General features: G+C 52.5%; 25 protein-coding genes. 23 read left to right on the forward strand and 2 right to left on the reverse strand.

All coding sequences use genetic code 11. The features are described from left to right. The first annotated feature begins 190 nt into the window (after positions 1-190). The 10 genes from NST69_RS04555 to NST69_RS04600 all read left to right on the forward strand — a co-directional run bounded on the left by NST69_RS04555 (position 191) and on the right by NST69_RS04600 (position 10,930). Positions 191-1,351 (forward strand): hypothetical protein, encoded by a 1,161-nt coding sequence (locus tag NST69_RS04555; protein ID WP_342548610.1) that lies wholly within the window; start codon positions 191-193, stop codon positions 1,349-1,351. After that, the gene (locus NST69_RS04560; RefSeq protein WP_342548612.1) at positions 1,348-2,619 is read left to right on the forward strand and encodes a CpaF family protein; all 1,272 of its coding nucleotides are present in this window, start codon (positions 1,348-1,350) and stop codon (positions 2,617-2,619) included. Before NST69_RS04555 ends, NST69_RS04560 begins: the two co-directional genes overlap by 4 nt. Positions 2,620-2,693: 74 nt before the next feature. Further along, on the forward strand, positions 2,694-3,473 hold the full coding sequence (locus NST69_RS04565; protein ID WP_342550082.1) for a type II secretion system F family protein: 780 nt from the start codon (positions 2,694-2,696) through the stop codon (positions 3,471-3,473). 18 nt (positions 3,474-3,491) lie between these two features. Beyond that, positions 3,492-4,364 carry a type II secretion system F family protein gene (locus tag NST69_RS04570; protein WP_342548613.1) on the forward strand — a complete coding sequence of 291 codons (873 nt, stop codon included), beginning with the start codon at positions 3,492-3,494 and terminating at the stop codon, positions 4,362-4,364. Positions 4,365-4,377: 13 nt separating this feature from the next. Further along, on the forward strand, positions 4,378-4,566 hold the full coding sequence (locus NST69_RS04575; protein ID WP_340943436.1) for a Flp1 family type IVb pilin: 189 nt from the start codon (positions 4,378-4,380) through the stop codon (positions 4,564-4,566). After that, on the forward strand, positions 4,563-5,228 hold the full coding sequence (locus NST69_RS04580) for a TadE family protein (protein ID WP_342548614.1): 666 nt from the start codon (positions 4,563-4,565) through the stop codon (positions 5,226-5,228). The genes NST69_RS04575 and NST69_RS04580 overlap by 4 nt, the downstream gene beginning before the upstream one ends. Positions 5,229-5,292: 64 nt before the next feature. Next, positions 5,293-7,629, forward strand: a complete 2,337-nt coding sequence (locus tag NST69_RS04585; RefSeq protein WP_342548615.1) for a hypothetical protein — start codon at positions 5,293-5,295, stop codon at positions 7,627-7,629. A gap of 13 nt (positions 7,630-7,642) precedes the next feature. Then, positions 7,643-8,644 (forward strand): TadE/TadG family type IV pilus assembly protein, encoded by a 1,002-nt coding sequence (locus NST69_RS04590; protein WP_340978755.1) that lies wholly within the window; start codon positions 7,643-7,645, stop codon positions 8,642-8,644. Positions 8,645-8,669: 25 nt separating this feature from the next. Then, positions 8,670-9,179, forward strand: a complete 510-nt coding sequence (locus NST69_RS04595; protein WP_340978756.1) for an A24 family peptidase — start codon at positions 8,670-8,672, stop codon at positions 9,177-9,179. Between the two features lie 38 nt (positions 9,180-9,217). Next, positions 9,218-10,930, forward strand: a complete 1,713-nt coding sequence (locus NST69_RS04600) for a DUF6382 domain-containing protein (RefSeq protein WP_340955487.1) — start codon at positions 9,218-9,220, stop codon at positions 10,928-10,930. Positions 10,931-10,972: 42 nt separating this feature from the next. Here NST69_RS04600 and NST69_RS04605 read toward each other — a convergent pair whose 3' ends face one another. Further along, positions 10,973-11,875, reverse strand: coding sequence for a TIGR01777 family oxidoreductase (locus NST69_RS04605; RefSeq protein WP_342548616.1), 903 nt, complete (start codon positions 11,873-11,875; stop codon positions 10,973-10,975). 22 nt (positions 11,876-11,897) lie between these two features. Further along, positions 11,898-12,362, reverse strand: coding sequence for a DUF2621 family protein (locus NST69_RS04610; RefSeq protein WP_339257319.1), 465 nt, complete (start codon positions 12,360-12,362; stop codon positions 11,898-11,900). A gap of 172 nt (positions 12,363-12,534) precedes the next feature. Between NST69_RS04610 and NST69_RS04615 the strand changes: the two genes are divergently transcribed. The 13 genes from NST69_RS04615 to NST69_RS04675 all read left to right on the forward strand — a co-directional run bounded on the left by NST69_RS04615 (position 12,535) and on the right by NST69_RS04675 (position 24,614). Beyond that, positions 12,535-13,662, forward strand: a complete 1,128-nt coding sequence (locus tag NST69_RS04615) for a deoxyribonuclease IV (protein ID WP_036727528.1) — start codon at positions 12,535-12,537, stop codon at positions 13,660-13,662. 45 nt (positions 13,663-13,707) lie between these two features. Beyond that, positions 13,708-14,604, forward strand: a complete 897-nt coding sequence (gene purU, locus NST69_RS04620) for a formyltetrahydrofolate deformylase (protein WP_340955483.1) — start codon at positions 13,708-13,710, stop codon at positions 14,602-14,604. 274 nt (positions 14,605-14,878) lie between these two features. Continuing rightward, positions 14,879-15,661 carry an SAF domain-containing protein gene (locus NST69_RS04625; protein ID WP_340955481.1) on the forward strand — a complete coding sequence of 261 codons (783 nt, stop codon included), beginning with the start codon at positions 14,879-14,881 and terminating at the stop codon, positions 15,659-15,661. 30 nt (positions 15,662-15,691) lie between these two features. Further along, entirely contained in the window at positions 15,692-16,756 is a 1,065-nt protein-coding gene (locus tag NST69_RS04630; RefSeq protein ID WP_342548617.1) for a hypothetical protein, read from the forward strand. Continuing rightward, on the forward strand, positions 16,753-18,327 hold the full coding sequence (locus NST69_RS04635) for an ATPase, T2SS/T4P/T4SS family (RefSeq protein ID WP_342548618.1): 1,575 nt from the start codon (positions 16,753-16,755) through the stop codon (positions 18,325-18,327). Before NST69_RS04630 ends, NST69_RS04635 begins: the two co-directional genes overlap by 4 nt. 15 nt (positions 18,328-18,342) lie before the next feature. After that, positions 18,343-19,380: a hypothetical protein gene (locus NST69_RS04640; protein ID WP_342548619.1), complete on the forward strand. Its 1,038-nt coding sequence runs from the start codon at positions 18,343-18,345 to the stop codon at positions 19,378-19,380. A gap of 11 nt (positions 19,381-19,391) precedes the next feature. Beyond that, positions 19,392-20,261: a hypothetical protein gene (locus NST69_RS04645; protein WP_155991577.1), complete on the forward strand. Its 870-nt coding sequence runs from the start codon at positions 19,392-19,394 to the stop codon at positions 20,259-20,261. A gap of 100 nt (positions 20,262-20,361) precedes the next feature. Further along, positions 20,362-20,571 carry a hypothetical protein gene (locus tag NST69_RS04650; RefSeq protein WP_342548621.1) on the forward strand — a complete coding sequence of 70 codons (210 nt, stop codon included), beginning with the start codon at positions 20,362-20,364 and terminating at the stop codon, positions 20,569-20,571. A gap of 5 nt (positions 20,572-20,576) precedes the next feature. Further along, positions 20,577-20,720 carry a hypothetical protein gene (locus NST69_RS04655; RefSeq protein WP_155991580.1) on the forward strand — a complete coding sequence of 48 codons (144 nt, stop codon included), beginning with the start codon at positions 20,577-20,579 and terminating at the stop codon, positions 20,718-20,720. A gap of 15 nt (positions 20,721-20,735) precedes the next feature. Beyond that, entirely contained in the window at positions 20,736-21,116 is a 381-nt protein-coding gene (locus NST69_RS04660; RefSeq protein WP_036727543.1) for a hypothetical protein, read from the forward strand. 20 nt (positions 21,117-21,136) lie between these two features. Continuing rightward, positions 21,137-21,634, forward strand: coding sequence for a hypothetical protein (locus NST69_RS04665; RefSeq protein ID WP_342548623.1), 498 nt, complete (start codon positions 21,137-21,139; stop codon positions 21,632-21,634). A 73-nt stretch (positions 21,635-21,707) separates the two neighbouring features. Then, on the forward strand, positions 21,708-22,319 hold the full coding sequence (locus NST69_RS04670) for a hypothetical protein (RefSeq protein WP_342548624.1): 612 nt from the start codon (positions 21,708-21,710) through the stop codon (positions 22,317-22,319). 12 nt (positions 22,320-22,331) lie between these two features. Further along, positions 22,332-24,614 carry a hypothetical protein gene (locus NST69_RS04675; protein ID WP_342548625.1) on the forward strand — a complete coding sequence of 761 codons (2,283 nt, stop codon included), beginning with the start codon at positions 22,332-22,334 and terminating at the stop codon, positions 24,612-24,614. Positions 24,615-24,630: the final 16 nt, after the last annotated feature.

A 24,630-nucleotide genomic window follows, 5' to 3' on the forward strand; every position in this document is an offset into this window, starting at 1 on the left:
AGGGGGATTCTGAGGGATTCTCTCAAATAGTGGTGAAAAAAGTTATTGCTGACTTCTTATATCTATGCTACTATAGCAGTAAATTACAGGAACAGTAACGGAAGCACCGTTCAATGACCGTATTCACGGTTATTGGCGGTGCTTTTTTGCTGTTCTTTTTCTTATGTATTCAAGAGAGGAGGAGGAGTTCATGACGGCAAGAATCGTGCTTGCAGTCCGGGAGAGCCAATATATTGAACCGCTACTGCATTACTTACATCATAGCGAATATGGGGAGATGCTGCGGATTACGGCTTTCAGCAGACTGGACGCTTTTATGGAATTTATGACAGGCGATGAGCTGCCGGATGCGGTAGCCGGGGACCCGTCCTTCATTGAAGCCTGGCTGGTGGAAGGGAGAAGTACAGTTCCCTTTGCATTCTTAAGCGAAGGCGGAGAATTGCCGAATGGGCGGGATCTGGCAGGGGGAAGGCATATTGCCAAGTATCAGGCACTGCCGTCGCTGCTGGAAGCGATTCTCCAGCTGAGTGATCTGAAGCGGGTCCGGACGGCTGCTCTGCCTAAGGAAGCAACGCTGCTGCTCGGTGTTGTCTCAGCCAGCGGCGGCAGCGGCAAAACCACGGTAGCGCTGAACATGGCGAAGCAGCTTGGAGCGGTTGGCCTGTCCGTATTCTATCTGAATCTGGAGAGTGTGGACAGCAGCGGATTCATTCTGCGGATGCCGGGCAGCCATGTTCCCGGTCTGGAGCGGCTCTTATATGAGCTAAAGGCCGGAGGACCAGAGAATAAGGGAGGAAGAGGGGAGCCGAAATGGACCGATTATGCGTTCAGACATGACAGTCTGCGGTGTGATGCCTTCAGGCCTGTAGAGAATTTCAAGGAGATGCTCCAGATGTCCCGGCAGGACACGCTGGATCTACTGGAGGGGCTGGCCGGAGCCGGAAGCTATGATGTGGTTATTGTAGACACCGGTGCTATTGAGGAGGAGCGAGCTCAGGCAGTTCTGAACAGATGCGGTGTCCTGCTGTGGGTGCTAAAGAATGATCAGGCCAGTATCCGCAAAACCGAACGCTGGCTGGATTATATTGCCAGTCCTCATTCCAACATGCAGCCGGAGCTGGTGAACAGGAGCCGATTCGTCATGAACGGCTGCACCGGAGTGGAGAATGAAGGGCCGCTATCCGTTGCGCTCCGGCTGGATGCTGTACTTCCGTATATTCCATCCTGGGGGTTACAGCATTATGGAGAACTCTGCCTAAGCTCTCCCCAATTCATTGACGGCATTCAGCAGCTCTCCAGAGCTATCGTAGAGCCAGAATTGCCTGGGGTGTTCACCGGGATTCCAGTATGAATGAAGAGATGTTCCGCGCCTTGCGCAGCGACATCCGTGCAGGGCTGGATGTGACCTCGGTCATCGGGAATGATGAGCTGGCTGCTTATATTGAACGGATCATTCTGGAGAGGGAACAACTACGCCTCCTGACTGCCCAGGAGAAGCACGAGCTGGTGAAGAAGCTGTTCGATTCCTTCCGGGGGCTGGATATTCTTCAGCCGCTGGTGGATAATCCGGCGATCACTGAGATTATGATCAACAGCCACGAGGAGATCTTTATCGAGGAAGAGGGGATGATCCGCAGGCTGCCGCTGGCTTTTGAATCGGGGAGCAGGCTGGAGGATATCATTCAGATTATCGTCTCCGGCGTCAACCGTGTGGTCAATGAATCCTCGCCGATTGTGGATGCGCGGCTGCAGGACGGCTCGCGTGTCAATATCGTACTGCCGCCTGCCGCGCTGAAGGGTCCTGCTATGACCATCCGCAAATTTCCGGAGACACCGATGACGATGGAGGAGCTGGTGAGGCGTGAAGCGCTCTCGGAGGAAGCAGCTGAGCTGCTGCGGATTATGGTTGCTGCCAAATACAATATTTTCATCAGCGGGGGTACTGGCTCGGGCAAAACAACCTTTCTGAATGCCCTGTCGCAGTTCATCCCGCCGCAGGAGCGCGTCATTACGGTGGAGGATTCGGCAGAGCTGCAAATCGTTACGGTTCCGAATCTGGTCTCCCTGGAGACCCGGAATGCTAACACAGAGGGGCGGGGCGAGATCACGATCCGTGATCTGATCCGCACTTCGCTACGGATGCGGCCCAACCGTATTGTCGTCGGCGAGGTGCGGGGCGCTGAATGTCTGGATATGCTGCAGGCGATGAACACCGGCCATGACGGTTCGTTGTCAACGGGGCATTCGAACAGTGCACTGGACATGCTCAGCCGCCTGGAGACCATGGTGCTCAGCGCTGCTGATCTGCCGGTAACCGTCGTACGTCAGCAGATCAGCTCAGCGATCGATATATTCGTGCATCTGTCGCGGCTGCGTGACCGCTCACGCCGGGTGATGGAGATCAGTGAGGTTGCGGGTATCCGCAGCGGCGAAGTCATACTGAATCCACTATATGAATTTCGGGAGTCGGGCGAACAAGATGGCCGGGTGCAGGGGAGACTTGAGGTCTGCGGCCATCCGCTTCTGCATACAGACAAGCTGCGGATGGCCGGAATCCTTGATTATCCGCTCAAGCAGTATGAGAGCAGAAGCTCTGCGAAGGAGGCGAGTGTACCTTGAACATCATGAAGAAGAGAGACCGGCTTCTCCCTGTAAGGCGAAGCAAAGGGTTCATGAAGGGGACACCGCCCGTAATGCCGGTTGGCGCATCTCAAGGGGGAGGGCAGATGCTGTTGCCGGATTATACCGTATATGAGTTGACCTCCCTGCAAAAAATTCTGGTCATTCTGTGTGCCGGCGCCCTGTTGTTCGGTATTGGTTACTTGTTCTATCACCGGCTGCTCCTGGCTGCACTGCTTGTCCCCGGAAGCGCCTACGGGCCGCGGCTGCTGCGCGAATATCTGCTGCAGCGCCGCCGGGCTGCGCTGAATCTGCAATTCAAGCAGATGCTGTTCTCGCTCTCTTCGTCGCTCTCGGCCGGACGTTCGGTGGAGAATGCCTTCCGCGAGGCGGTGCAGGATCTGCGGATGCTTGACCCGGAAGGCGCAAGTGACATGATCTCCGAGCTGAATATTATCTGTGCCCGGATGGAGAACGGGGAGCCGATTGAAGATGCGCTGTATGAATTCAGCAAAAGAGCAGGAATGGAGGATGTGGAGCGCTTCGCAGATGTGTTCATGGTCTGCAAGCGTACGGGCGGGGATCTGGTTGAGATTGTACGCCGCACATCCTCCATCATCGGCGAGAAGCTGGATATCCAGCAGGACATCGCAGTCAGTATAGCCCAGAAGAAATTCGAGGCGAAGGCGCTGCTGGTCTCTCCGCTGATGATGGTGATGTTCATGAGTCTGAGCGCCGGAGAATATATGCAGCCTATGTATACTGGTGCAGGAATAGCAGTGTCTACACTGGCGCTGATTGCATTGTTCCTCTGTTACCTCTGGACCCATAAGATCATGGATATTCCGCTGTGAAGGAGGGTGAGTGAAGGGATGTCATTGATCTGTGGTGTGATTATGCTTCTGCTCGCAGCAGGCTGGCTCATTCTGAGGATGAGATGCGGCAGCCGTTATGCTGCTCTGCGGGAGCTGCCTATGGAAGGCCTGCGGCTGCGGCGGCTGGGTGAGCCTCTATTGTTACTAGTAGAACAGGGCAGAATCGCCAGTTATCTCCCCTCTGTGATGTTTCGGATACAACGTTCGCTACAGCGGATCTATGGTATGCGTTACAGTGCAGAACGGACCTTACTGTTCATGGGGGAGATGCTTAGCTACAGCTGGCTGCTTGCCGCAGGAGGAAGTGCGCTGACAAGCTTTACGGGAGAGCAGGCGGGAATAATCCTCGGTGGGCTCTTGGCAGTTGCACTCCCGGTGGCGATGGTTAGCGATCTGCACAAAAAGGTACGTGTACGGGAGCAGAATATTATGCTGGAGCTTCCTGAGCTGCTGAACAGTATTGTTCTGCTGGTCGGCGCAGGTGAGACCGTTCAGCGGGCGATTTTCCGCTGTGTGAACAGCCGTCATGGGGATAGCGCCCATCCGCTCTACGCTGAATTAATGAAGATGACAGCTGAATGGGACGGCGGTTACTCCTTCCAGCAGGCGTTCGAGAACTTCAGTAAGCGCTGTGCTGTACAGGAGGTCTCCATCTTCACCACTACAGTGCTGCTTAATTACCGCAGAGGCGGGGCCGACTTTGTTCTGTCACTGCGGGATCTGTCACGGATGCTCTGGGAGAAGCGGAAGGCGATCAGCCGCACACGCGGGGAACAAGCATCGTCGAAGCTGGTTTTTCCGATGGTGGTTATCTTTTTGATTGTGATTGTGCTGGTGGGAACACCGGCGATTATGATGTTAAAAATGTAGGAGGTAGAGGCGTATGTTAACGCAGATGGCAGAAGGAGCAAAAAGCTTTTGGAGAGATGAGGAGGGGCTGGGAACGCTGGAGATGATCCTGATCATCGCTGTGCTGATTGCGGTCGTTCTGGTATTCCGTGAGGAGATTGTGAAGGTGGTTAAGGATCTGATCGGCACGGCCGGAGATAAGAGTCAGGAAGTCTTTGAGTGATTCCGCTGCGGGAGGATGAGGGGAGCTTCACTATCGAGGCTTCACTTCTGCTGCCGATGCTTATGGGGATTACGATGGTGCTGCTGTTCTTCTCCTTGTACAGCTATCAGAAGTCGATGCTGCTGCAGATTGCCTCAGCTACTGCGGAACGGGCTGCATATAACTGGGAGAATAGCAACCGGGCGGTAAGCGGAGAATTCCAGACCGGAAATGTTGATCCGCTGTACTGGAGAATCGGTGAGGATGGACTATTGGCTTCGCTATTCGGTTCAGGAGCAGAGAATGGCAGTACGGCCATTACACTGCCTGGTAATGCTGAAGAAGGAGGGCCTCTGCCGGTAGTGAAGCTGCGCCGGGCATCACAGATGGTGCCTGCCGGATTACAGGGAGAAATGAGCTATGTCTACGGATTGACTGGCCGCAGAATCAGTACGGAGCTGAAGAAGGTGCTACATCTGCCTGTTCTGGACAATCTGCTAGCAGATAGAGCCGCACCTGAGGTATATGCCCGCTCCTACGTTACGGAGCCTGTTGAATTCATAAGAACAGTGGATCTCATGCGTTACTACGGGTCGAAGTTCAAACAGGATTCCTCCGCCGGTAAGGAGGGCACCGGCATGGAGAAAAAGCATGCAGCCCAGATGCTTGATAAGCTGCAATAAGGATGACTGGTGATGGAGCAGCTTGGACCGGGGTGTTCAAGAATAAGGTTAAGGGGAAGTTCGGATGCGTATTTTCAGTCACAGCAGGTGCTTAAGCAAATCGCCTGGCCGGAGCCGCTGCTTGAATTACGGCGGTGATCCTATTAGCAGTAGTACATCCCAAGGCACAGGCAAATGGTCACCAGGATATATTGTCAGATGTCTTCGCTCAGCGGAAGGTTCGGTATCTATCTTTCTTATTATGGTGCTTGCCTTTGTATTTCTTTTTAATGCTGTGCTGATCGATTACGCACGGATTGCGGCGGTGAATGTGCAGGAGGAACGTCTGGCGAGAGCTGCTATACGCTCTGTAATGTCCGCTTATGACATTGAGCTGCGCGAGAACTATGGCTTATTCGCCTTCGGCGGCGGGGACGGCAATCAACTGCTATCGAAGGTGCTTAATGACAATCTGTACGAGAGCGGACGGGGGGATGCGTTTAACCTGCTGCCCGTGATGGTGGATTCCTCTTCGCTGGACTGGAGCCGCCCGCTGGGCACCTATGAGGTCTTCCGGCGGCAGATTATAGAAGAGATGAAATACAAAGCGCCGGTTGATTTCGCCCTGGAGCTGGCAGGCAAGCTTAAGCCGTTATCGGCGGCGATGACGGAGGCTTCACGGACAACAGAGATACTGGGTGACTTGCAGCCCTTATATGATCAGCGTGAGGAAGCGCTGGATCTTATGCTGAAGAAGCGCAAGGAAGCTGCTGACAGTGCGCAGAACCTGCAGAAGCTGCTGATGAATCCTCCGGGTGACAGTATTCCGGCGCGTTCGCTTGCATCCTTGGCCGCAAGCTCCGATATCCCGGCGATGTACGGGGATTATGTCAACAAATATTATGACGATTATTACCGTCCCCCCAAGACATGGCCGAAGTACACGGCAGTGCTGTCGCAGTATCAGGTTCAGATTGTTGAAGTAACAGGCAAGATACCGGCAATTCTGGCTGACTTCCAGGAGAAAAATAGCCGTCTGCTGGATGAAGCAGAGGCTACCCTTAAGCAGGTGAATGCGCTGAATCTTCAAATGAAGAGTGTCATTGATCAGGCGGATGCGGATGCCAGTACTGCGGGGGATGATCCTGCCCATAACTGGGACATTCCGGACACGGCCGGAGAGCTTAGCTCAGAGCCTCTTAAGAAGCTGAGAGCACAGGTGGAGGGACTTATCCTTCCCCCAGCTGAGCTTAGTGAGCTGGGGAATAACATCGGGGTACAGCGAAGTGCCGCGCTTCCCTTGGAGCCGCTGGTCTCCGGTTTGCCGGCTATATTAAGCACAGCATCCGGGCTGTATGCCGACTATTCTCTTATGAGTGCAGGGGTTCTTAATGCTTCCCGGGCAGTTCACGGCTATTTAAGCAGCTACGGGCAACACGGTACTGTTATAACACAGGAAGCGGAACAGATTGAGAGCCGCCGCACTGCTGACAGCCAGCGCAAGCAGATAGAAGGTCAGGCGAAGAAGAAGCTTGGCGATGCGATGAAGCTGCTGGATCAGATCCGCGCGCTGGGAAGCAGCGCACAGGAAGCGATGGAGCAGTATGGTAGTCTGCGTCAATACTACCAGCAGAATGTCGCCTTTAACGAAGGGCTGGAGCAGGAGCCTGGGGCTGCTGTGAATACTGGCGATCAATATGCTGCGGGCAAGTCATCCATGAAAGATATGGATGGGATATATGCTGCTATGGGCAGTGTGTTGGCAGGAGCCAGAGACCGGCTGTACCAGACGGAGTACTCTGCGATGTATTTTCGGCATTTCGATCTGTCTGCGCTAACCTCACTGGCCTCCGGGTCTGCTGAAGGATTCGGTGAGCAGCTGGGAGAACAGCTGAAGCCGCAGGCGCAAGAGCTGGAATATATTTTGTACGGATTCTATAATCCTGCAGGCAATGTGGCAGCCGCTTATGGCGAGATCTTTGCTCTGCGGCTGGCTGTGCGGACGATGGAAGGCCTGATTGAGAAATCTGGTATGGGAAATCCGCTTGTCGTCCTGGCTGCTGCACTGCTCTACGGTATTGAGCAGGCTATCCAGGATATGATACAGCTCTGCACCAAGGGGGAGATTCCCTTATCCAAATATATGACTGCACAGCTCAGCTATCGTGACTATCTTCGGCTGTTTCTCCTATTGCATGGGGGAGGGGAAGAACAGTTGTCCCGGATGCTTGCGCTTATCCGCCTGAATACCGGTATCAATCCGGTAGAGAAATATACATATGCCTCCGCCGGAATCACGATGGGGATGCAGCTTTGGTTTCTGCCGGGTGTAGTGAAGCTGGTGAATTACAGTGCCGGACTGCCAGGTGATGTACGGGGGAAAGTTTATTACAGACAAGCAGCGGCTGACTTTTCTTACTAAGGGGGAGGGTAGAATGAAGCGGTGGCTGAGGAAATCGCCGGACCCTAAGGATGAAGGCAGCATGGTTGTGGAGGCGGCACTGATTCTGCCTGTGTTCCTGCTATTTGTCCTGTTCCTCATCTTCATTATCCAAATGACCTTGTATTCAACAGCGCTGCAGAGTACGGCTTCTGACACTGTCAAAATAATCTCAACCCATATGTACCCCGCAGCTCTGGCAATGCAGCAGCAGGAGGGGGAAGGTGGTGGCGGGGGAGATGAAGCCGGAGAAGCAGGTGAGGGTGAGCACTCAGATGATCCGGACTCCTCCACCATCTGGAGCATACCGCGCCTGTCGATAACGGAATGGAGTGAGGATTACGTGGAGAAGCTTCCGCAGCCGATGGAATCCTGGGTCAAGGCTGTGGTCCGGGAGGGAGAAGGGCCGCTGCAGAAGGTGCAGGCGGGAGCATCCGAGGCTGCACTGGATTTGGTGCTTAAGCCGATGCTCCGGCCATATCTATCATCGGACTGGCTTGAATATAGCAGAATTCATGTATCCAATGTCACTGTACCCGATCTGAGGCAAGGGACGCATCCATATTTCGGCATGGTAGTCAGCTATGAGCTGCCAATGCGAGTCCCGTTCCTGAATGAAAAAATCGTGCTGGAGGCCAGCGCAGTTGAACGCTTATGGGTCGGCAACACCGATTCAACCGGGGAAGGAAATCCGGCTGAACCTGCTGAGGAGACCGGAACCATTATGATCCTGGAGAAGCCGAATCCGGGAGTGGCGAATCACCAGGGCATTATCAAGGTGAAGGTGCCTCCCGGGGCATCGGCCAATCTGTCGATCTTCTATAAGAGCGGCCAGAGTACTGCCAAGTATCTGGGCTGGAAGCAGGCAGATGAACACGGGTACATCGAATGGGAATGGAAGATCGGCGTGAATACTACGCCGGGCACCTGGCCCTTCGTGGTTAGTCTGGCTGATGGAGCTACGCTTCAGGCGACTTTTACAGTGGTCAAAAAATAAAAGAGTAGAGAAAAGAGGAGCACGGATGACGGAATGGGCGTTATGGGGCTGCCTGCCGTTCCTGACAGCAGCATTATTCACAGATATACGCTGGATGAGAATTCCTAACTGGATTACACTGCCTGCGCTGATTGGCGGACTGCTACTGCAGTTGATTATCAATGGCTGGCAGGGGCTGCTGTTTTCACTTTGCGGCAGCGTAGCAGGCTTCCTGCTCCTGCTGATTATGTATTTTACCGGGGCGGTGGGGGCTGGCGATGTGAAGCTCTTTGCGGCTATCGGCGCTTGGACAGGAGTGCTTTTCTCGCTTCAGGTTATTGTCTATTCGGTGCTCTTGGGGGCAGTCGTAGGCTGGATCATCATTCTCTACAGAAGGGAGACAGGACGCAGGCTGCGCAGCATGATAAGCAGAACAGCGGGGTTCCTGCTGCTTCGTAATATGAGTCTCGTCAAGGGCCGGGAGGGAGAGTTGCTTCGGTTTCCTTTTATGCTGGCCGTGTTCCCGGGCTTCATCTGTGCTTATATTTATTTCTGACTTGGAGCTTATTGTTGACAGCTTAGGAGGTGAAGGGATTGTTTGGACTAGAACGTGATTTCATCCAGCAGGATGGAATAACGATGCTGTTGGGCAGATCCGGGGGTCTGAGCGAAGGAGAGCTAAATATGGTGCAGGCCCGGATGTTGATGACCAGCGGGATACCGCATCATTTACGGCTGCTGCTCAGAGAAATAGATCTGCAGGTCACACTGGAATATACGGTAGCAAGACGTAAAATGCTTGGAGCTCTGCTTAAAAGCGGGAAGCTGAGCATGACGGAATTCTTCGGGCTGATGCTGCAGATCGCTGCCGGGATGGAGGAGGGGCAGCTGTATATGCTGCGTACAGAGCAGTATGCACTTCATGAGGATTTTATCTTTATCGAAGGTCCGCTCAGCAGCGGCAAGGTCTTCCTGACTTATATTCCGTTGGAACTCACAGAGCCTGCACAGAAGCCGGGAGAAGCCTTGAAATCGCTGATCATGGTCTTCATGGGAGCCATCCAGGAGCTATCGGGTGACGGGATACAGCGGTTGCTGCAATATTGCGGGGAAGAAGCCTTTAGTCCAGCGGGGCTGAAGGAACTGCTCGCAGAAATGCTGACGGAGGTTACACCCCATAAGGACCATGTTGAACGAAATGAGCCTGCACATCTAAGTCCTATGGCTGGCGCAGGCACCTCTGCCGCGGTACCAGGAACGAGGATAGACTGGGCGCAGCCTCAGGCTCGCAGACTGGAAGAACCGGGAAGGGAGAGGTCCGCGGCCGCAGCGTTCTCCCGAATACATGGAGATAAGGAAGCGCAGCCTTCCGGTTCGATGCTTAATCCCACGCCTTGGATGGGTGCTTCACCACCGTTGAAGCGAAAGGATGGATTATCAGGGGTTCAGACAACAATGGATGCAACACTTGGACCTGTTCAGGCTGAGGACAAGCAGAGTCCTCACAGGACGTATATATTGCTGGGGGCATTATTAGTTGATGCGTTACTATGGAAGTTTCTGTATCTGAATGACCCCCGCACATTGTGGCTGGCAGTTTGTGCTGCGGTGACTCTGATACTTGCGGCTGTATGCTGGCTGGTATGGAGTGGAAGGCTGGCTTGGGGCGAAGCAGAGGAAGAGTTGGATGATCTGGGGGAGGGGCCAGAGGATTATAACAGTACAGCCCGGAACCGTAAGCTGAGGAGCGACATGGAATGGGATTTCAGCAGGAATCCGGTAAATCAGCATCGTTCTCCTGCACCGGTCTACACTCCTCAGCAACAAGAAGCAACTGTGAGGGGGCACGGATTCACAGCTACACCGGCTGGCAGACAACAGGCTCCGCCGGGGATGGCCGCCAGTAGTCCGCAGAAGAAGGAAGCGGCGATGGCTACAGCGCTGCTGACCCGGGAACCCGTTCAGGCTACAGGCAGCAGTCTTCCCCAGGCCGGAAGGACAGTGCCTTATCTGGAAAGAAGTGACCCGGATGACGGGGGAGCTCCCGAACGAATTGATCTGAACCGGCCAAGCTTCATTATTGGACGCTCCTCTGAAGTGGCTCAGTACATTGAGAAATCGGAGGGGGCTTCACGGGTCCATGCTGAAATCTTCAGAGTCTCAGGAGGATACATTCTGAAGGATCTGGATTCCAGGAACGGGACGCTGCTTGCAGGTGAAGCTATGGTTCCCTACAAAGAATACCCGCTGACCGAAGGCAGCGTGTTCACCATTGTTAAGGGTACCTATACCTTTCGCACAGCTTAGCAGAGGTAGATGTGATGAATGGAATGGTGCGTTTGCAGCAGCCTACTGATTTTTCAGTTGCTCCAGTGCAGGCTGTAGCGTGGGATAGTTGAAGGTGAAGCCGTGGTTAATTGCTTTGGAAGGAAGCACACGCTGGCCTTCCAGCAGAATCTCGGACAGCTCGCCTACAGCAGTTTTTAGCAGAAACGCCGGAAGGGGGAACCAATGCGGGCGATGGTAGACCTTGCCGATCATCCGTCCGAACTGTTCATTAGTGACCGGCTGTGGAGCTGTGGCATTAACGGGACCCTCGATCTCAGGCTGAAGAATGCAGAATTCGATCAGGCGCACAATGTCTGTAAGGTGAATCCAGGACATCCACTGCTTGCCGGTGCCGATTTTGCCGCCGAAGCCAAGCGAGTAAGGCAGCTTCATTTTGGGAAAAGCACCGCTCTCATTGCCAAGCACAACCCCGGTGCGCAGCTTGACCAGACGGATACCGGCATAGGCTTCATCCGCAGCCTCCTCCCAGGTCTTGACCACCTCGGAAGGGAAATCGACAACCCGGGTCTCGGAAGCTTCGGTATAGGTATCCTGCACCGACGTACCATAAATGGCGACTGCTGAGGACTGGACGATCACGCTTGGCTTATGCTGGAGTGAATTCAGCAGCTTACCGGCAGCGGCAACGGTTTCAAGACGCGATTCCATAATCGCCTGCTTCCCCTTAGGGGTCCAGCGCTGGCTAAGCGAAGCTCCGGCAAGATTAATCAGCGCATCTGCGCCTTCTGCCGCTTCAGGATTGGCTGCCAGTCTGTCCCAGGTGAGATAGCTAAGCCCCGGATGATCCAGCTTGTTCTCGGGGTTCTTGCGCCCGACACTGATGATCTGATGTCCGCTCTGCAGCCAATATCCGGTAAGCTCGCTGCCGATGAATCCGCTGCCTCCGCAAATGATATATTTCATAGAGGTTGCTCCTTAATATGCTTTATTTGACCAGATGCTTGTAAGGCGCGTAGTCAATGCCGTTCTTCTCCAGGAAGGTGATCAGGAACCTGTTGTCACGCCGGGGCGTAGCAATAATGTACCCTTGGATACAGTGCTCACGGGTAACCTCAGTTGCATGACTCTCTACAGCCAGCTTGCCGATCTCAGCGGCGATAGAGTGCTTGGCAATATCGCGGAACGGGCTAGGCACCGGCTGTACAAGCTGGTCCAGAAAAGCCTTCATCTCGTCGCTCCACAGCGGACGGCTGCGTTCCACCCAGTAGTTCTGCCAGTCCAGCTTGGATTTTCCGTCAGCCTTGGGCAGCACCTTCAGGAATTTGCGGAACATAAAATAGCCGCCGATGCACATGCAGCCCAGCAGTAAAAAGGTCCAAAATGCGATGGAGTTCATAAACCAGTTGCTTGGAGATGTGGATAATAAGCTTGAGGGTAAATGGAAATGCATGAATACACCGCCTTTGACAATGATGATTGTCACTTTCCTTTTGCTCCTCTTGAGTATAGCGTATTTCCTTAGGTTTGCGAAGCGGAAGCGGCCTTTCGGGGCTTGCCTAGATTTATTCTCCCGATCACGGTAGAATAAGGGTTAATTCGTGAAGGAAAGAGGGAAATTAAGCATGCTGAAAATAGGTTCACATGTGTCCTGCGCGGACAAGGGTCTCCTGAGCGCGGCCAATGAAGCAAATGAGTACGGATCTACCTCGTTTATGATATATACGGGAGCGCCGCAAAATACGCGCCGGAAGCCGATTGAATCGATGTTCCCCGAGGAAGGCAAACAGAAGATGCGGGAGAATGGCGTCGGCGAGATTGTGGTTCACGCCCCTTACATTATTAACCTGGGCTCCTACAAGGAAAATACCTATCAGCTGGCAGTAGATTTCCTGCAGGAAGAGATCCGCCGGACCCATGCGCTTGAGGTCAAGCATATTGTCCTGCATCCGGGTGCATTCACTGATAAGGATGCTGATTACGGCATCCAGCGCATTGCAGACGGCCTGAATGAGGTGCTGGGCGGTACGAATGAGACCGATGTGCATATCGCACTGGAGACGATGGCTGGTAAAGGCACAGAGATTGGCCGCACCTTCGAGGAGCTTGCCTCCATTATAGATAAGGTTGAATTTAATCAGCGGCTATCGATCTGTCTTGACACCTGCCACATTCATGATGCCGGATACGATATCGTGAACGATCTGGATGGGGTGCTGAAGAAGTTCGATGATACGATCGGCCTGGAGCGGCTCGGCGTGATCCATCTTAATGACAGCAAGAACCCGCGCGGAGCGGGCAAAGACCGTCATACACCGATTGGCTCTGGCTACCTAGGATTCGAGACGATCAACAATGTAGTCCAGCATGAAGCACTCGCAGGTCTGCCGTTTATTCTGGAGACGCCTTGGATCGGCAAAGACGCCAAGAAGCTCCGTCCCATGTATGAAGTAGAAATCGCCCTGCTGCGCGGCAATGTCGCTGAACGCTTCGGTGCGGAATTCCTGCAGGAGCTGGAAGAGCTGCATGCCTTTTTTGCCAAGCAGGAGCTGGATTCCCGCCGTTATGTGCTGGATGTATGGGAGCTGCTGAAGAATGACGCCAAGGCCAAAAAAGCAGATCCCCGTGAACCGCTGGAACGTCTCTATGATCAAGTCATAGCTGCCGGATTATTCCCTCAGCTTAGTGAGGAAGCCGTTAATCACCGGTTGATCGCCTGGCTTGCAGGCAAACAGCTGCTCGTGAAGGCATAGACCCGCATAGATAACGCAAGCAGATGAGAGGATGAACGGAGAACTATGGAATTACATGTGAAGAGAGAGCATTCAACAGGCAGACCTTATCCGGACCGGGCGCGTATGCTCATATCTTGTCCTGACGGACCGGGGATTGTAGCAGCGGTATCGCATTTTTTGTATCAGCATGGCGCGAACATCGTGCAGTCGGACCAATATACGATGGACCCGGACGGCGGAATGTTCTTCATGCGAGTAGAGTTTGACCTGCCTAAGCTGGATGAGCGGCTGGAAGAGGTACGTAACATCTTCGGCGGTGTTGCCGAACGCTTCAAGATGAACTGGCAGATCTTCAAGGTAAGCCATAAGAAGCGGCTGGCGATCTTCGTCTCCAAGGAGGACCATTGTCTGGTGGAGCTGCTCTGGCAGTGGCAGGCAGGCGACCTGGATGCAGATATCGCGCTTGTGGTCAGCAACCACACCGATATGCAGGCTTATGTGGAATCCTTTGGCATTCCGTTCCATCATATTCCGGTCACCGCAGAGACGAAGGCTGAAGCTGAAGCGCATCAACTGGAGGTTATCGGTGAAGATATCGATGTAATCATACTGGCCCGCTACATGCAGATTATCTCGCCTTCATTCATCGAGCATTACCGGCACCGGATCATCAATATCCATCATTCGTTCCTGCCGGCCTTCGTCGGTGGTAAGCCGTACGCCCAGGCCTATCAGCGCGGAGTCAAGATCATCGGGGCGACTGCCCATTACGTGACCGAGGAGCTTGATGGCGGACCGATTATCGAGCAGGACGTTCAGCGGGTCAGCCACAGCGATGATGTGAATGAGCTGAAGCGCATTGGACGTACCATTGAGCGGGTCGTTCTGGCCCGTGCCGTCAAATGGCATATTGAGGACAGAATCCTCGTGCATCACAACAAAACAGTAGTATTTAATTAATAAGCTAATCTTGCAGTAACCATTACAACCACTCCGGTAAAAGTCAGCAACCCAGCTTAACGCAGGGGATATAGAACATCGTTCTGGCCTGGCTTTTACCGGCATTTATCTTCAGCGGGAGCTTCCCGCAGCCTCAGGCTTCACACCCTCACAAGGATAATCTAATACACTTCTCAACTACTAAGGTAAAAAAGCATTTTACCGGCATTTTGGACATAAGCGCCAAGATGTATTTTGCTATGTGCAGAAATCACATTCAAAGGGGGTAAAGGGCTTGTCAACAAAGCACGGACGTCTATTAAAACGCAATTATTTCTTCGCCGGACTCATCCTGCTCATCGGCTTCGGCGGACTGCTCGGCTATGATCTCTATTTCAAGCCTTATGTACTGTCACAGACCGTTGTCAAAATCAAGGTGGACGGCGGGGGCTTCCTGCCGAAGAATCATGAGCTGACAGCAGAGAATCTCTATCTGGATTCCGTACAGACCAAAGACATCCCGGCAGGGGTAGTCCGTAGTCTGGAGCAGGTGGAACAGAAGATTACGAATGTCAATCTGACGGATGGCAGTATTTTGACCGAGTCACTGGTGGATGTAAGCGAGCTGGAGCCGCAGCAGGACGAGGGGATTTTCCCGATTCCCAAAGACGCCATCTATGCCATCAACGGTTCTCTCCGCAGCAGGGATAAGGTAGATATCTATCTGGTCGAAGGAGACTCACCCGCAAAAGAACGCCGAGGATACAGTCCGGCTGCTGCAGCATCTGTAGCTACTCCCGGAGGGGAAAAGGCCTCAGACGCTTCCTCCCTGTTGGAAGCAGAGGTTCCGCCCGAGGTACCTGCGCGTAAAGTATTCTTAAGCGGAGTGACTGTAAACTACGTGCGTACGGAAGATAACAACGATGTACTCGACTCAGAGAATGGCAATAACAATAACCGCTTTACTTCCACCGGGAAGGTGGCAGCCCCGGAATTGAAGCTGAAGAAGAGTGACGGTGAGCTCCTGGGAGCTTATCTCGAGCAGGGCAAGAAGCTATGGATTGTCCGGGTAGAGTAGGCGTGGACAGAAGGGAAGGGGGAATGAGACTTGAGAATATTCAGTCTGGGCATAGATCAGCTGACGATCAATGAGATTAAGCTGGCAGGCTTCACCGTTATTGCCCAAAGTGTGCTGCCGGAGCCAGAACATGCCGGAGGTCATCTGTTAATGGTAACGAGCGAGCAGGTGCCGGTAGCGGAATTAAGAGAGCTAAGAGGGAGGTATCCGGACTCTTCAATTTTGTACATCTATCTGCAAAAAGGGGTGCGGGGTTACCAGGCTATACATATGCAGTGTGAGAGTCTGGGTATATTTTTCGTGCCCCCGCGTTCAACCTCAGCAGCTATCATCGATAAGCTGCGCTATATGCTCGAAGATGAGCATAAGGAGAGCGGTAATGTGGTAGGCTTTTTCGGCTCGGGGCCAGGTATTGGCTGCACGAGTATTGCCAGGCTGTTCGCCAGGAGGATTGCCGCTTCAGGGCTGCGGGTGATTATGCTGGGTCTCGACCTGTACGATCCGGGCTATGACCGGAAGACGGCGGTTAGTCTGGACAGGCTGCGGCCGCGGATTACCGGTAAAATGCTGCATGATGAGGATTTCAGCGCGCTGGTGAAGCAGGAAGGCTATGCCTATCTGCCCGGGAACTTCGATTATCTAAGCGCCCAGGATTATCAGGAGGAGGAGATCGAATATCTGCTGGCCAGAGCAAGTGAAAGCGCTGATGTGGTGATTGCGGATTTCGGGTCGATTCCCGAGAGCGCCGCGTGGTATGTGGGGATGCAGAAGTCGGTGCTGCGCATGATCGTTACACACCCGCGGCATGAACACAGGCTGCAGCCCCTGATGGAGCTGGCCGGACATATGGACCTGCATCCGCAGGACTTCCAGTGGGTAATTAACCGCAGCAATGTGGAGGAGCTAACATCACCGAAAAGCCTGGCCCTGCGTTTTGGCAGCGAGCTTTTGCTGGAGCTACCGTATTATCCATCTTTTCCAGAGAGCCTGCCACTGGGCAAAAAAGAGCTTCAGCAAGTGGACGATAAGGTCCACGCATTGCTTGTATCACTGGGCCTCGCCCAGGAAACCCGCAAGAAGGGGATATTTCAATGATGAACAACAAGGATGACAGCTTGCCGTTGCAGCAGAAGCGTGTGCTGTCCGGATGGGCTCCGCTGGACCCTGAGCAGGGCAGGCGGCAGGGACAATGGGACGAGAGCTTACAGGCGGTGCCTGGACGCGTGGACGGAACGCAGAGCAGACGGCTATTCTCACTGAAGCAGAGCGTACTGCGTACCAGTAAGCCCGGCAAAGAGGACTTTTACAGCTTCCTGCACACCATGAAAAGTGAAATGAACGCCGGGCTGGAGCGTGAGGATGACGGGTATTTCGAACTGAATGCGAAGGCGCTGGTTGGTGATCCGCAGGCGGTCAGCTTTTTCATGAACGAGATTGAGAAATATCTGCGCCGGACGCCGTTTACCGGAAAAGTGCCGGAGGCTTACCGCACAGCTGCTGAAGCGCTGTTTCATGAATGGAAGGGCTTCGGCCCCGCCTACCGCTGGTTCACAGACCGTGCCTATAGCGAATCAACGGGACTGCAGATGATCGGGCGGCAAATTTTTTATAACCATCAGGGGAGGTTTGTGGCGTATCCCTATGAGATGCCTTCGCTGGACCGGGTGGAGCAGCTTAAGCGTTCTCTCCTCAAGAGTGATCCCGGCAAGAAGCTGAACAAGGATAATCCTTCCGTTGAATTCAAAATGGATGATCCTCTCTGGCCCGGCCGATTCATTCGTCTAGCTATCTGGGTCTCCCCGCGGGTCTGGGAGGGCTTCACTACCATCTCGCTGCGGCGGCAGGTCGTTGAATTTCTGGATCTGGATGATCAGGCCGGCACGGAATGTATTCCTGCGGAAGCGATTGATCTGATTCGGGCGCTTACCGGTACGTTTCGCAACACGATTATCGCGGGCGCGGTAGGGTCGGGTAAAACCACTTTTGCCAACACGATTGTCGGCGAGCAGCTGCTCGGTTCCTCTTCCTGTATGGGCGTTGTGATGATCGAGAAGCATCCGGAGTCGATTTTACCGTATCAGATCAAAGGCCACCGGATCATTCCCATTCAGGCTTCCAATGAGGAATTGATGGAGGTAGGAGTGGAGTCGCTGCGGCATGACCCGAACATTTTGTACATGACAGAAATGAGATATAACGAGTGGGAATTCTATCTGTGGAGTGGAGAGAAGGGCTATGACGGCATTACGGGCACCTTTCATACCGTAGATTCGGAGGATATTCCTTATCAGGGGGCGTTTGCTGTATCTACACGGATCGGCGGCAGCCTGAAGGGGCATTTAATCTCAGCGCTGAAATCCTGTGAGCTGGTGTTCATTCTGGAGAGTGTCCCGGATGGGAAGAAACGGCTGGCACGGATCTCCGAGGTCTTTTATGAAGAGGCCAGTAATTCAGTCTTCGCCAATGATCTGATGCGCTGGGAACCGGAGCAGGCGGGCTGGACCTATAATGACAAGCTGACCCAGGCGCTGATCGATAAGATGAAGAAGAAGAATGCCAGAGCGGCACGGATGCTGCTGCAGGAGCTTGGACATCTCGCTGCGCAGAAGCCGATGACTGACCCGCTGAAGGAAAGTCTGAAGTCCAAAATCGTTTTGAATGAATGAGAGGAGGGAGTGCCTGTGGAGCTGCTGTTCTATATCATCCAGTTTGTGCTTCACCTGCTCGTTGCAGGCGGACTCTGGCTGCTGGTCAAGCCGCTGATTGAGCGGCATCTATGGCAGTGGGGGCAAAAGCTGGATCTGCGGATGAGCTTGTTCGGCCACAAGGTCAGCAGCGCGAAGAGGAAAATGTGGCTGTACCGCCATCTGGATGATCTGCTGTATTTTGCCCATAAGCGATACGAGCCAGGCATCAGTGTGCTGCGCTTCGTCGCCCGTTCGGGGATGCTGTTCCTCGGTGTATTCCTATCGAGTCTGCTGACTCTTAAAGAGCTGCCGGGGCAGATGAGCTTCAGCAATCCTTTTCTGGAAGGCATGGTGTTGAATGATGGCGCACCTGTGGCGAATGCCTGGCGGCTTCCGCTGTTCCTGGCGGTTCTCTCGGCCTGTATTCCTTATCTGCGGATGAGATATACCTACGCCCAGCGCAAAGTGCGGGGGAGCTACGATCTGCTCGATGTGATCAAAATCGCCACCAAATTCACGCATTTGTCTGCGGATTCCATTTTGTCCAAGACCAGTGACTTGCTGCCGGGGGAGAATGTGTTGAAGACGCCCTTGAGGCTGCTGGGGGCAGCGTTCGCTGGTTATAGCAATGAACGGGAGCTGAACGAGGAAGCCGGGCGTTTTGCCGGAGCGATTGGCACGACGTTTGCCGTAGAATTCGTATCGGATCTGCTCTATTGCGAGAAGGAAGGCACCCGTTATCTCAAAAGCTCGCTCATGACGCTTAACCGCTCAATGGAGCTGCAACGGGAGACTATTCTGACGGTGAAGGCCAGCAGCAGGGATGCGATCAGCCTGGGGCTGTACGGTAATCTGATTGTGCTGGTGTCTTCTGTGGGAACGTTCATGTACATGCTGAAGCCGGATGTGTATTTCAAATTGCAGTTCGAGACAACAATTGGACTTACATTTATGATGGTGATCCTGACGGGCCTATTCATCTCGTTCATGATCAGTACCATCCTCGCCAGACCCAGACTGGACTACCATTAAGGTGATGAATGATGGATAGATTACTACTTTTAATAGCTGTAACAGGTATTGTGTATCTTGCCTTACTGGTCTTTGTCAGCAGCAGCAGCCGTCAGCAGCGGTATGTGCTCCGTCTGGGCCAGCAGTGGAAGGCTTTCGGGGAACGTGTGCACAATGAGCGGCTGCAGCAATTGCTCAATCAGAGCGGACTCTCTATATCAGCAGCCAAAATCACCCTGTTCCGATATGCGGCGGCTTTCCTCTATCTGCTGGCCCAGGTAACGGGAGACTTCATACGATCAGAGCCACTGTCAATATACGATCCTCTGGTTGCTCTGCTGATTATCGTAATTACCAGCCCGCAGCGGGTGCTGCCGTTCGGTTGGGTGCTGAGCTGGCTGCATCAGAAGACACTGATTCAAAAAGACGGGGAGCTGATCTCCTTCATCCGTCTCTATGAGAACAACCGTCTGCGTAAGCGGGGGTATGTGGAATTTGGCGCCTTCTGCGCCGGGACGGCCAACCATTTCAGTTACATCCGCCAGGATCTGTATGAGCTGTCGGAGCGGGCGGTGGATGAGGGGACGGAGCGGGCCATTGAATGGTTTTGCAGCAAATTCCCGGAGAACCACATGTTTATCAACGATATCCGTTCGATTCTGCTTGCGACAGAAGGGATGGATGATGACCATGAAGCAGCGAAGTATCTGCAGGAGCAGGGCAAAATTATTACCAAAATCTCAAGTGACCAATATCTGAAGAAATGGTCCTTTATCGGGGACATTTCCACGATCATCAATGTCATTCCGTCGATCGCCACCTTTCTGATGATTGTGTCGCTGGCGATGCAGTACATCATGCTGATCAAAGGGAATTTTAACGGCGTAGGGATGTTCCAATGATCAATTTAGGCAGGCTGGCAGCAAGAAAAAGAACCAAATGAAATTTTTGTTATATTCAAGAATCATTTTAAAATATACAATCAAAAGGGAGATATTAACAATGAAAAAAGACGCTATTTCTACTGGTTTGTTTATCGCAATCGGGTTCCTGTGTGTGGCTATTGTAATTGCTGTATTGATTCCTGTAGTACGGGACGTAATCGATAAAGCGGATGACAACAGACCTGAAATCCCGAAGGTTAGTCTGATTCAGCCCGCAGATTCCGTGGAAGCAGCAGTAACGTACACAATCGCTGGCCCTTTGGTTTAACGGAGATGAAGAAGGACTCAATTTCCGTCGCGCTGTTTCTGGCTATTGGCTTTGTGATTGCCGGAATTTTTATCGCTGGGGCTACAAGCATCATCGGCGGCAGCCAGGATGATATTATTACCCATGTCAAAGCTGTCGAGAAGTATTAAAAGGAGGCGCTGCGCTTGAAGGCAACCGTCCTCCGGGCCTTGTTCATGTGGCTGGTGCTGTTCATAATCCTGCAGCCGATTTTTACGTACATTGATTATTTGCTCGACCTGCAGGTCAAAGCCAACACCTCGTATATCACGCAAAAGGCAGCGACAGAAGGGATGGTCACTGCCTCCATGAAGGCTGAGGTCATCTCTAACCTGAAGGCTGTAGGATTTCCCGAAGGCTCGATTAAGATCACCAGCGGAACAGAAGTGATCCTTGAACGCAAACAGCGGATTGATGTGTACGTGACCGCACCGCGGGTGAACCTGTTCCCTTACAATTTCTCCGGTGTATCCCAGCCGGCACAGTACTATGGACATGGCTCGATCATGAGTGAATATCTCGATTAATTAAGGGATGAAGCTAACCTATGGATTATATTATCAAGCTCGCCTTTGTCCTGTTGATCTTTATTTATTCCTGGTTTTTTCAGATTCAGAATCAGGAATGGGACCAGGTGCGCAGCATGCTTAAGGATGCCAATAATATGGCCGTCCATGACGCATCTCAGGAGTTGGACGAAGCAGCGAGGGCCCAAGGCCGTCTGGTCATTGATCCCGCTGAGGCTTATACCACCTTCCGCCACACCTTGCAGAGTAATCTGGGACTGGATGACGGCTTATCCCCCTTGGCGGGGAGCCGGCTTCAGGCTCAAGTGAAGATCGTCAAGTTCGACATCGTGGATGAATCTACGGGCGATACTTTTCCGCTGCTCTATGAGGACAGTACTTACGGTATCACCAAATACATACAAGGTCCTTCGGTCATCGCCGTTATTCAAACACAGCACCCGGTGCTGATCTCCAGAAGCAAGGTTCAAGAGGCCATTACAGTGCCGGCGGTTCAGGAGTATAAGCTGAATCGATGAACTATCCGGCAGGGTAATCCTGCACCGAGGCGAGCCTTAGCAGGTCGTACAAACTACTAAAGGAGAGATTCAGATGAAAAAGATAATGATGAAAGCAATGTTAGCAACTGCACTGTTAGCAGGTTCGATTTCAGGCCAAGTAGGATCTGCACATGCGACAGCTGCGAAACCGACGGCAGCACCTATTATGAGGGACAACCTGTCTAAGTATGGATTGGTGAAGGATGTGGAGCTGCCGGTGACAGTTACGGCTGGGGGACTTAGTTATACGTTGGAGAAGATTATGATCTTTGATGCGAAGTCGAAGGATGCCCAGGCGCTTGCTAAGCAATATGGTTATGACCTGGACGGTGCTCAGTATTTTATTTGGACAAAGATCACTATAGAAAATAAGGGAGATAAAATTATACAAAAGAACTCAAAGGATTTGAGTGAAAAATGGCGTTTGAACTTTGGAGATCTTTCTAAAGGGGAAGCTTATGTCAGTATGCCGTTGAAAACTGTACTAGTTCAAAACTATAAGCCTAACAACAAACAAGCTCTTTGGTCATGGGTATTGAAACCAGGGGAAAAGTTGAGTTCGTACCAGGGGTATTTATACAGTGGCAAGTTCAACTATTTTGAGATTTGGTTAGATAACAAAGGGGCATCGGCCACAAAGTACATTGTGAATGAGAAGAAGTAGAGGATAAAGAAAATGAGAACTAAACAACTTTGGATTGCCGCAATGGTTATCCTGTTAGCTTTTGGGTTACTTGTGCCAACTCTCACCTATTCTGCAGAGAGTACAGGGGCTAAGCAAGGCAGCGTCAGCATACCGGTGACAACCGGGTTAACCGGCTCAGGAAATAGTGCCAAGACGTTTTATCTGGATCTGCCCAGCGGGGTCACCGGCCCTGCGATTAAATCAGGGACATTGAAATATTTAGGAAATAACAGTACTGTAGGAGCGATTACCATTGAGAACGGGAAGATCAAGGTCACGCTGAAGGGAAATGTGAAGGATGAGACCTTTCCTGTGGTGGGAAAAGATGGACTGTTTACAAAGCCCTTTTTGAGCACCCCCGGAAACTCCATCTGGCGCTATGCTGATGGGCGGCGCTGGCAAATCAACGATTACAAAGAGGACAAGGGCTACAATGTAAGCTACAACAAAAACGCAGACGATTACGGAACGCCATCTGCAATACCACCTAAAACAACGGTTTCAACGAAGTCGGACCCCGTGAATCCTAGTGCAGCAACCTGGTATAAGCTGAATCAAACTCCGGTTCCATCTAGTAGTGTGATTCAATCTAGCATTAAGCTTAATCAGGGTGATCTTATAGGCGATACTGGAAACGTCAGTGTTAAGAACGGTAAATTCGTGATTACATATACAGTTCCTTCTAAACTCTTTGAGCCTGAGCAAGTATCAGGTAGCTTTCCTAAAGGACAGTGGGTAGAGGGAAGGCTATATTACGTGACCCTCCCCTACTACTTCAACGCCGAAGCCAAAGTCACATCCTACAGCTACGCCGGTTCGGTCACCTTTGATTATTCCCCACCTGACCAAGCTACGCTAAACGGAACGGCCACGCTGGAGAAGCCGAGTCCAAACCCAATCAAGCTGGAGGGCAGTAAGGTCGATGTGAAGATCAACGTTAAAGGGGAGCTGCTGGGTTACACAAATTCCTCTAACATCGAAGAATGGGTATTTTATGCCAAAGAAAAAGACGGTTCAGCGAAGGCTGACATGAAGAAAGAATACGGAAAAATGCTCACCGCATCGAAAAGCTTTGACTTCCAGATCCCGGCCAGCCGGGTGACCAGTGACAGCTTCAAGCAGGATTACGCGCTGACGGTAATCATTCGGTTCAAGAATCCGGTCATTACGAAGACGGGGACGATAACGTCCCTGGAGCAGAAAATGGAAGTCTCGGCCGGGGTGTACAAGAAGGACAATCCGGTCAGCTATCCATCCGTACCGAACAAGCCGACCAAGCCCGAGGGCAAGCCACCGATTGCCCGGATCAGCGCACCCAAGTATGTCAAAGCCGGGTCTGACATGATGGTATATGGAGGAAATTCCTCCGACCCGGACGGTTATATCACCGATTATGCCTGGGGAACTCCTGGAGCAGAAGGCGGGATTGAAAATACGGCCAGAGGTTATGTCTGGTACACACGGGATAAGGTCGGTCAGACATTCCCCATCAGTCTTACTGTGGTCGATAATGACGGGCTGATCGGGAGCACCAGTACCGAGGTAACGGTCATTGAACCGATTCCATCCGCAACATTGGAGATCACCGGATCGCTGAAGCAGAACCGGAAAACCACGCTCACCAACAGCAGCACAAGCCCGACACGATTCCCGATCATTAAGTCTAAAACTCAGGTCACGATCAGCGCAGTCAGCGGCGGGACTAATGCAGATATCAAATACAGCGGCAGTCTGGCCGAGCTGGAGAGCAAGGACGTTCTCTTCCGGAAGCCAGGGAAATACAAAGCAAATATTCATGTTGAGAATACAGCCGGCTATGGTGCAGATGGGGAAATCACGTTCGATATTGCACCGGATGAAGTCCCAAGTGTGTATTTTGACGTTGCCCAAAAAATGTATCGGGACCCGGAGAAGGGGAATAGAGCGATCATCCAAATTACGGACAGGTCCTTTTCCACAGACAAGGACGTCCTGAACCGTCGAATCTGGGAGTATCGGTACGACTCCAATAATGACGGGCGGTTTACCGATGAGAATTGGGAGATCTTCAATAATGAAAATGAGATTAATCCTAAGCTGGAATTGACTCAGGTGGGGAGATACGAGATCCGGTTGACGGTCTTTGAAGAGTTTGGTCAACCGACCATTGAGGATTACGTGACGGAGGCGGATCGGCGTTCTGCAGATTCGTATACCGATCCGATCAAACAAGCGCTGGTGGAGCGGACGGTAGAAATAGATAACCGCGCGCCAGAAGTCGATTGGGACTTGTAGGGGAGGAAGGCAGACA

The sequence above is a fragment of the Paenibacillus sp. FSL P2-0089 genome (assembly GCF_038595095.1).
In the GTDB taxonomy this organism is placed as follows: Bacteria; Bacillota; Bacilli; order Paenibacillales; family Paenibacillaceae; genus Paenibacillus_AQ; species Paenibacillus_AQ silagei.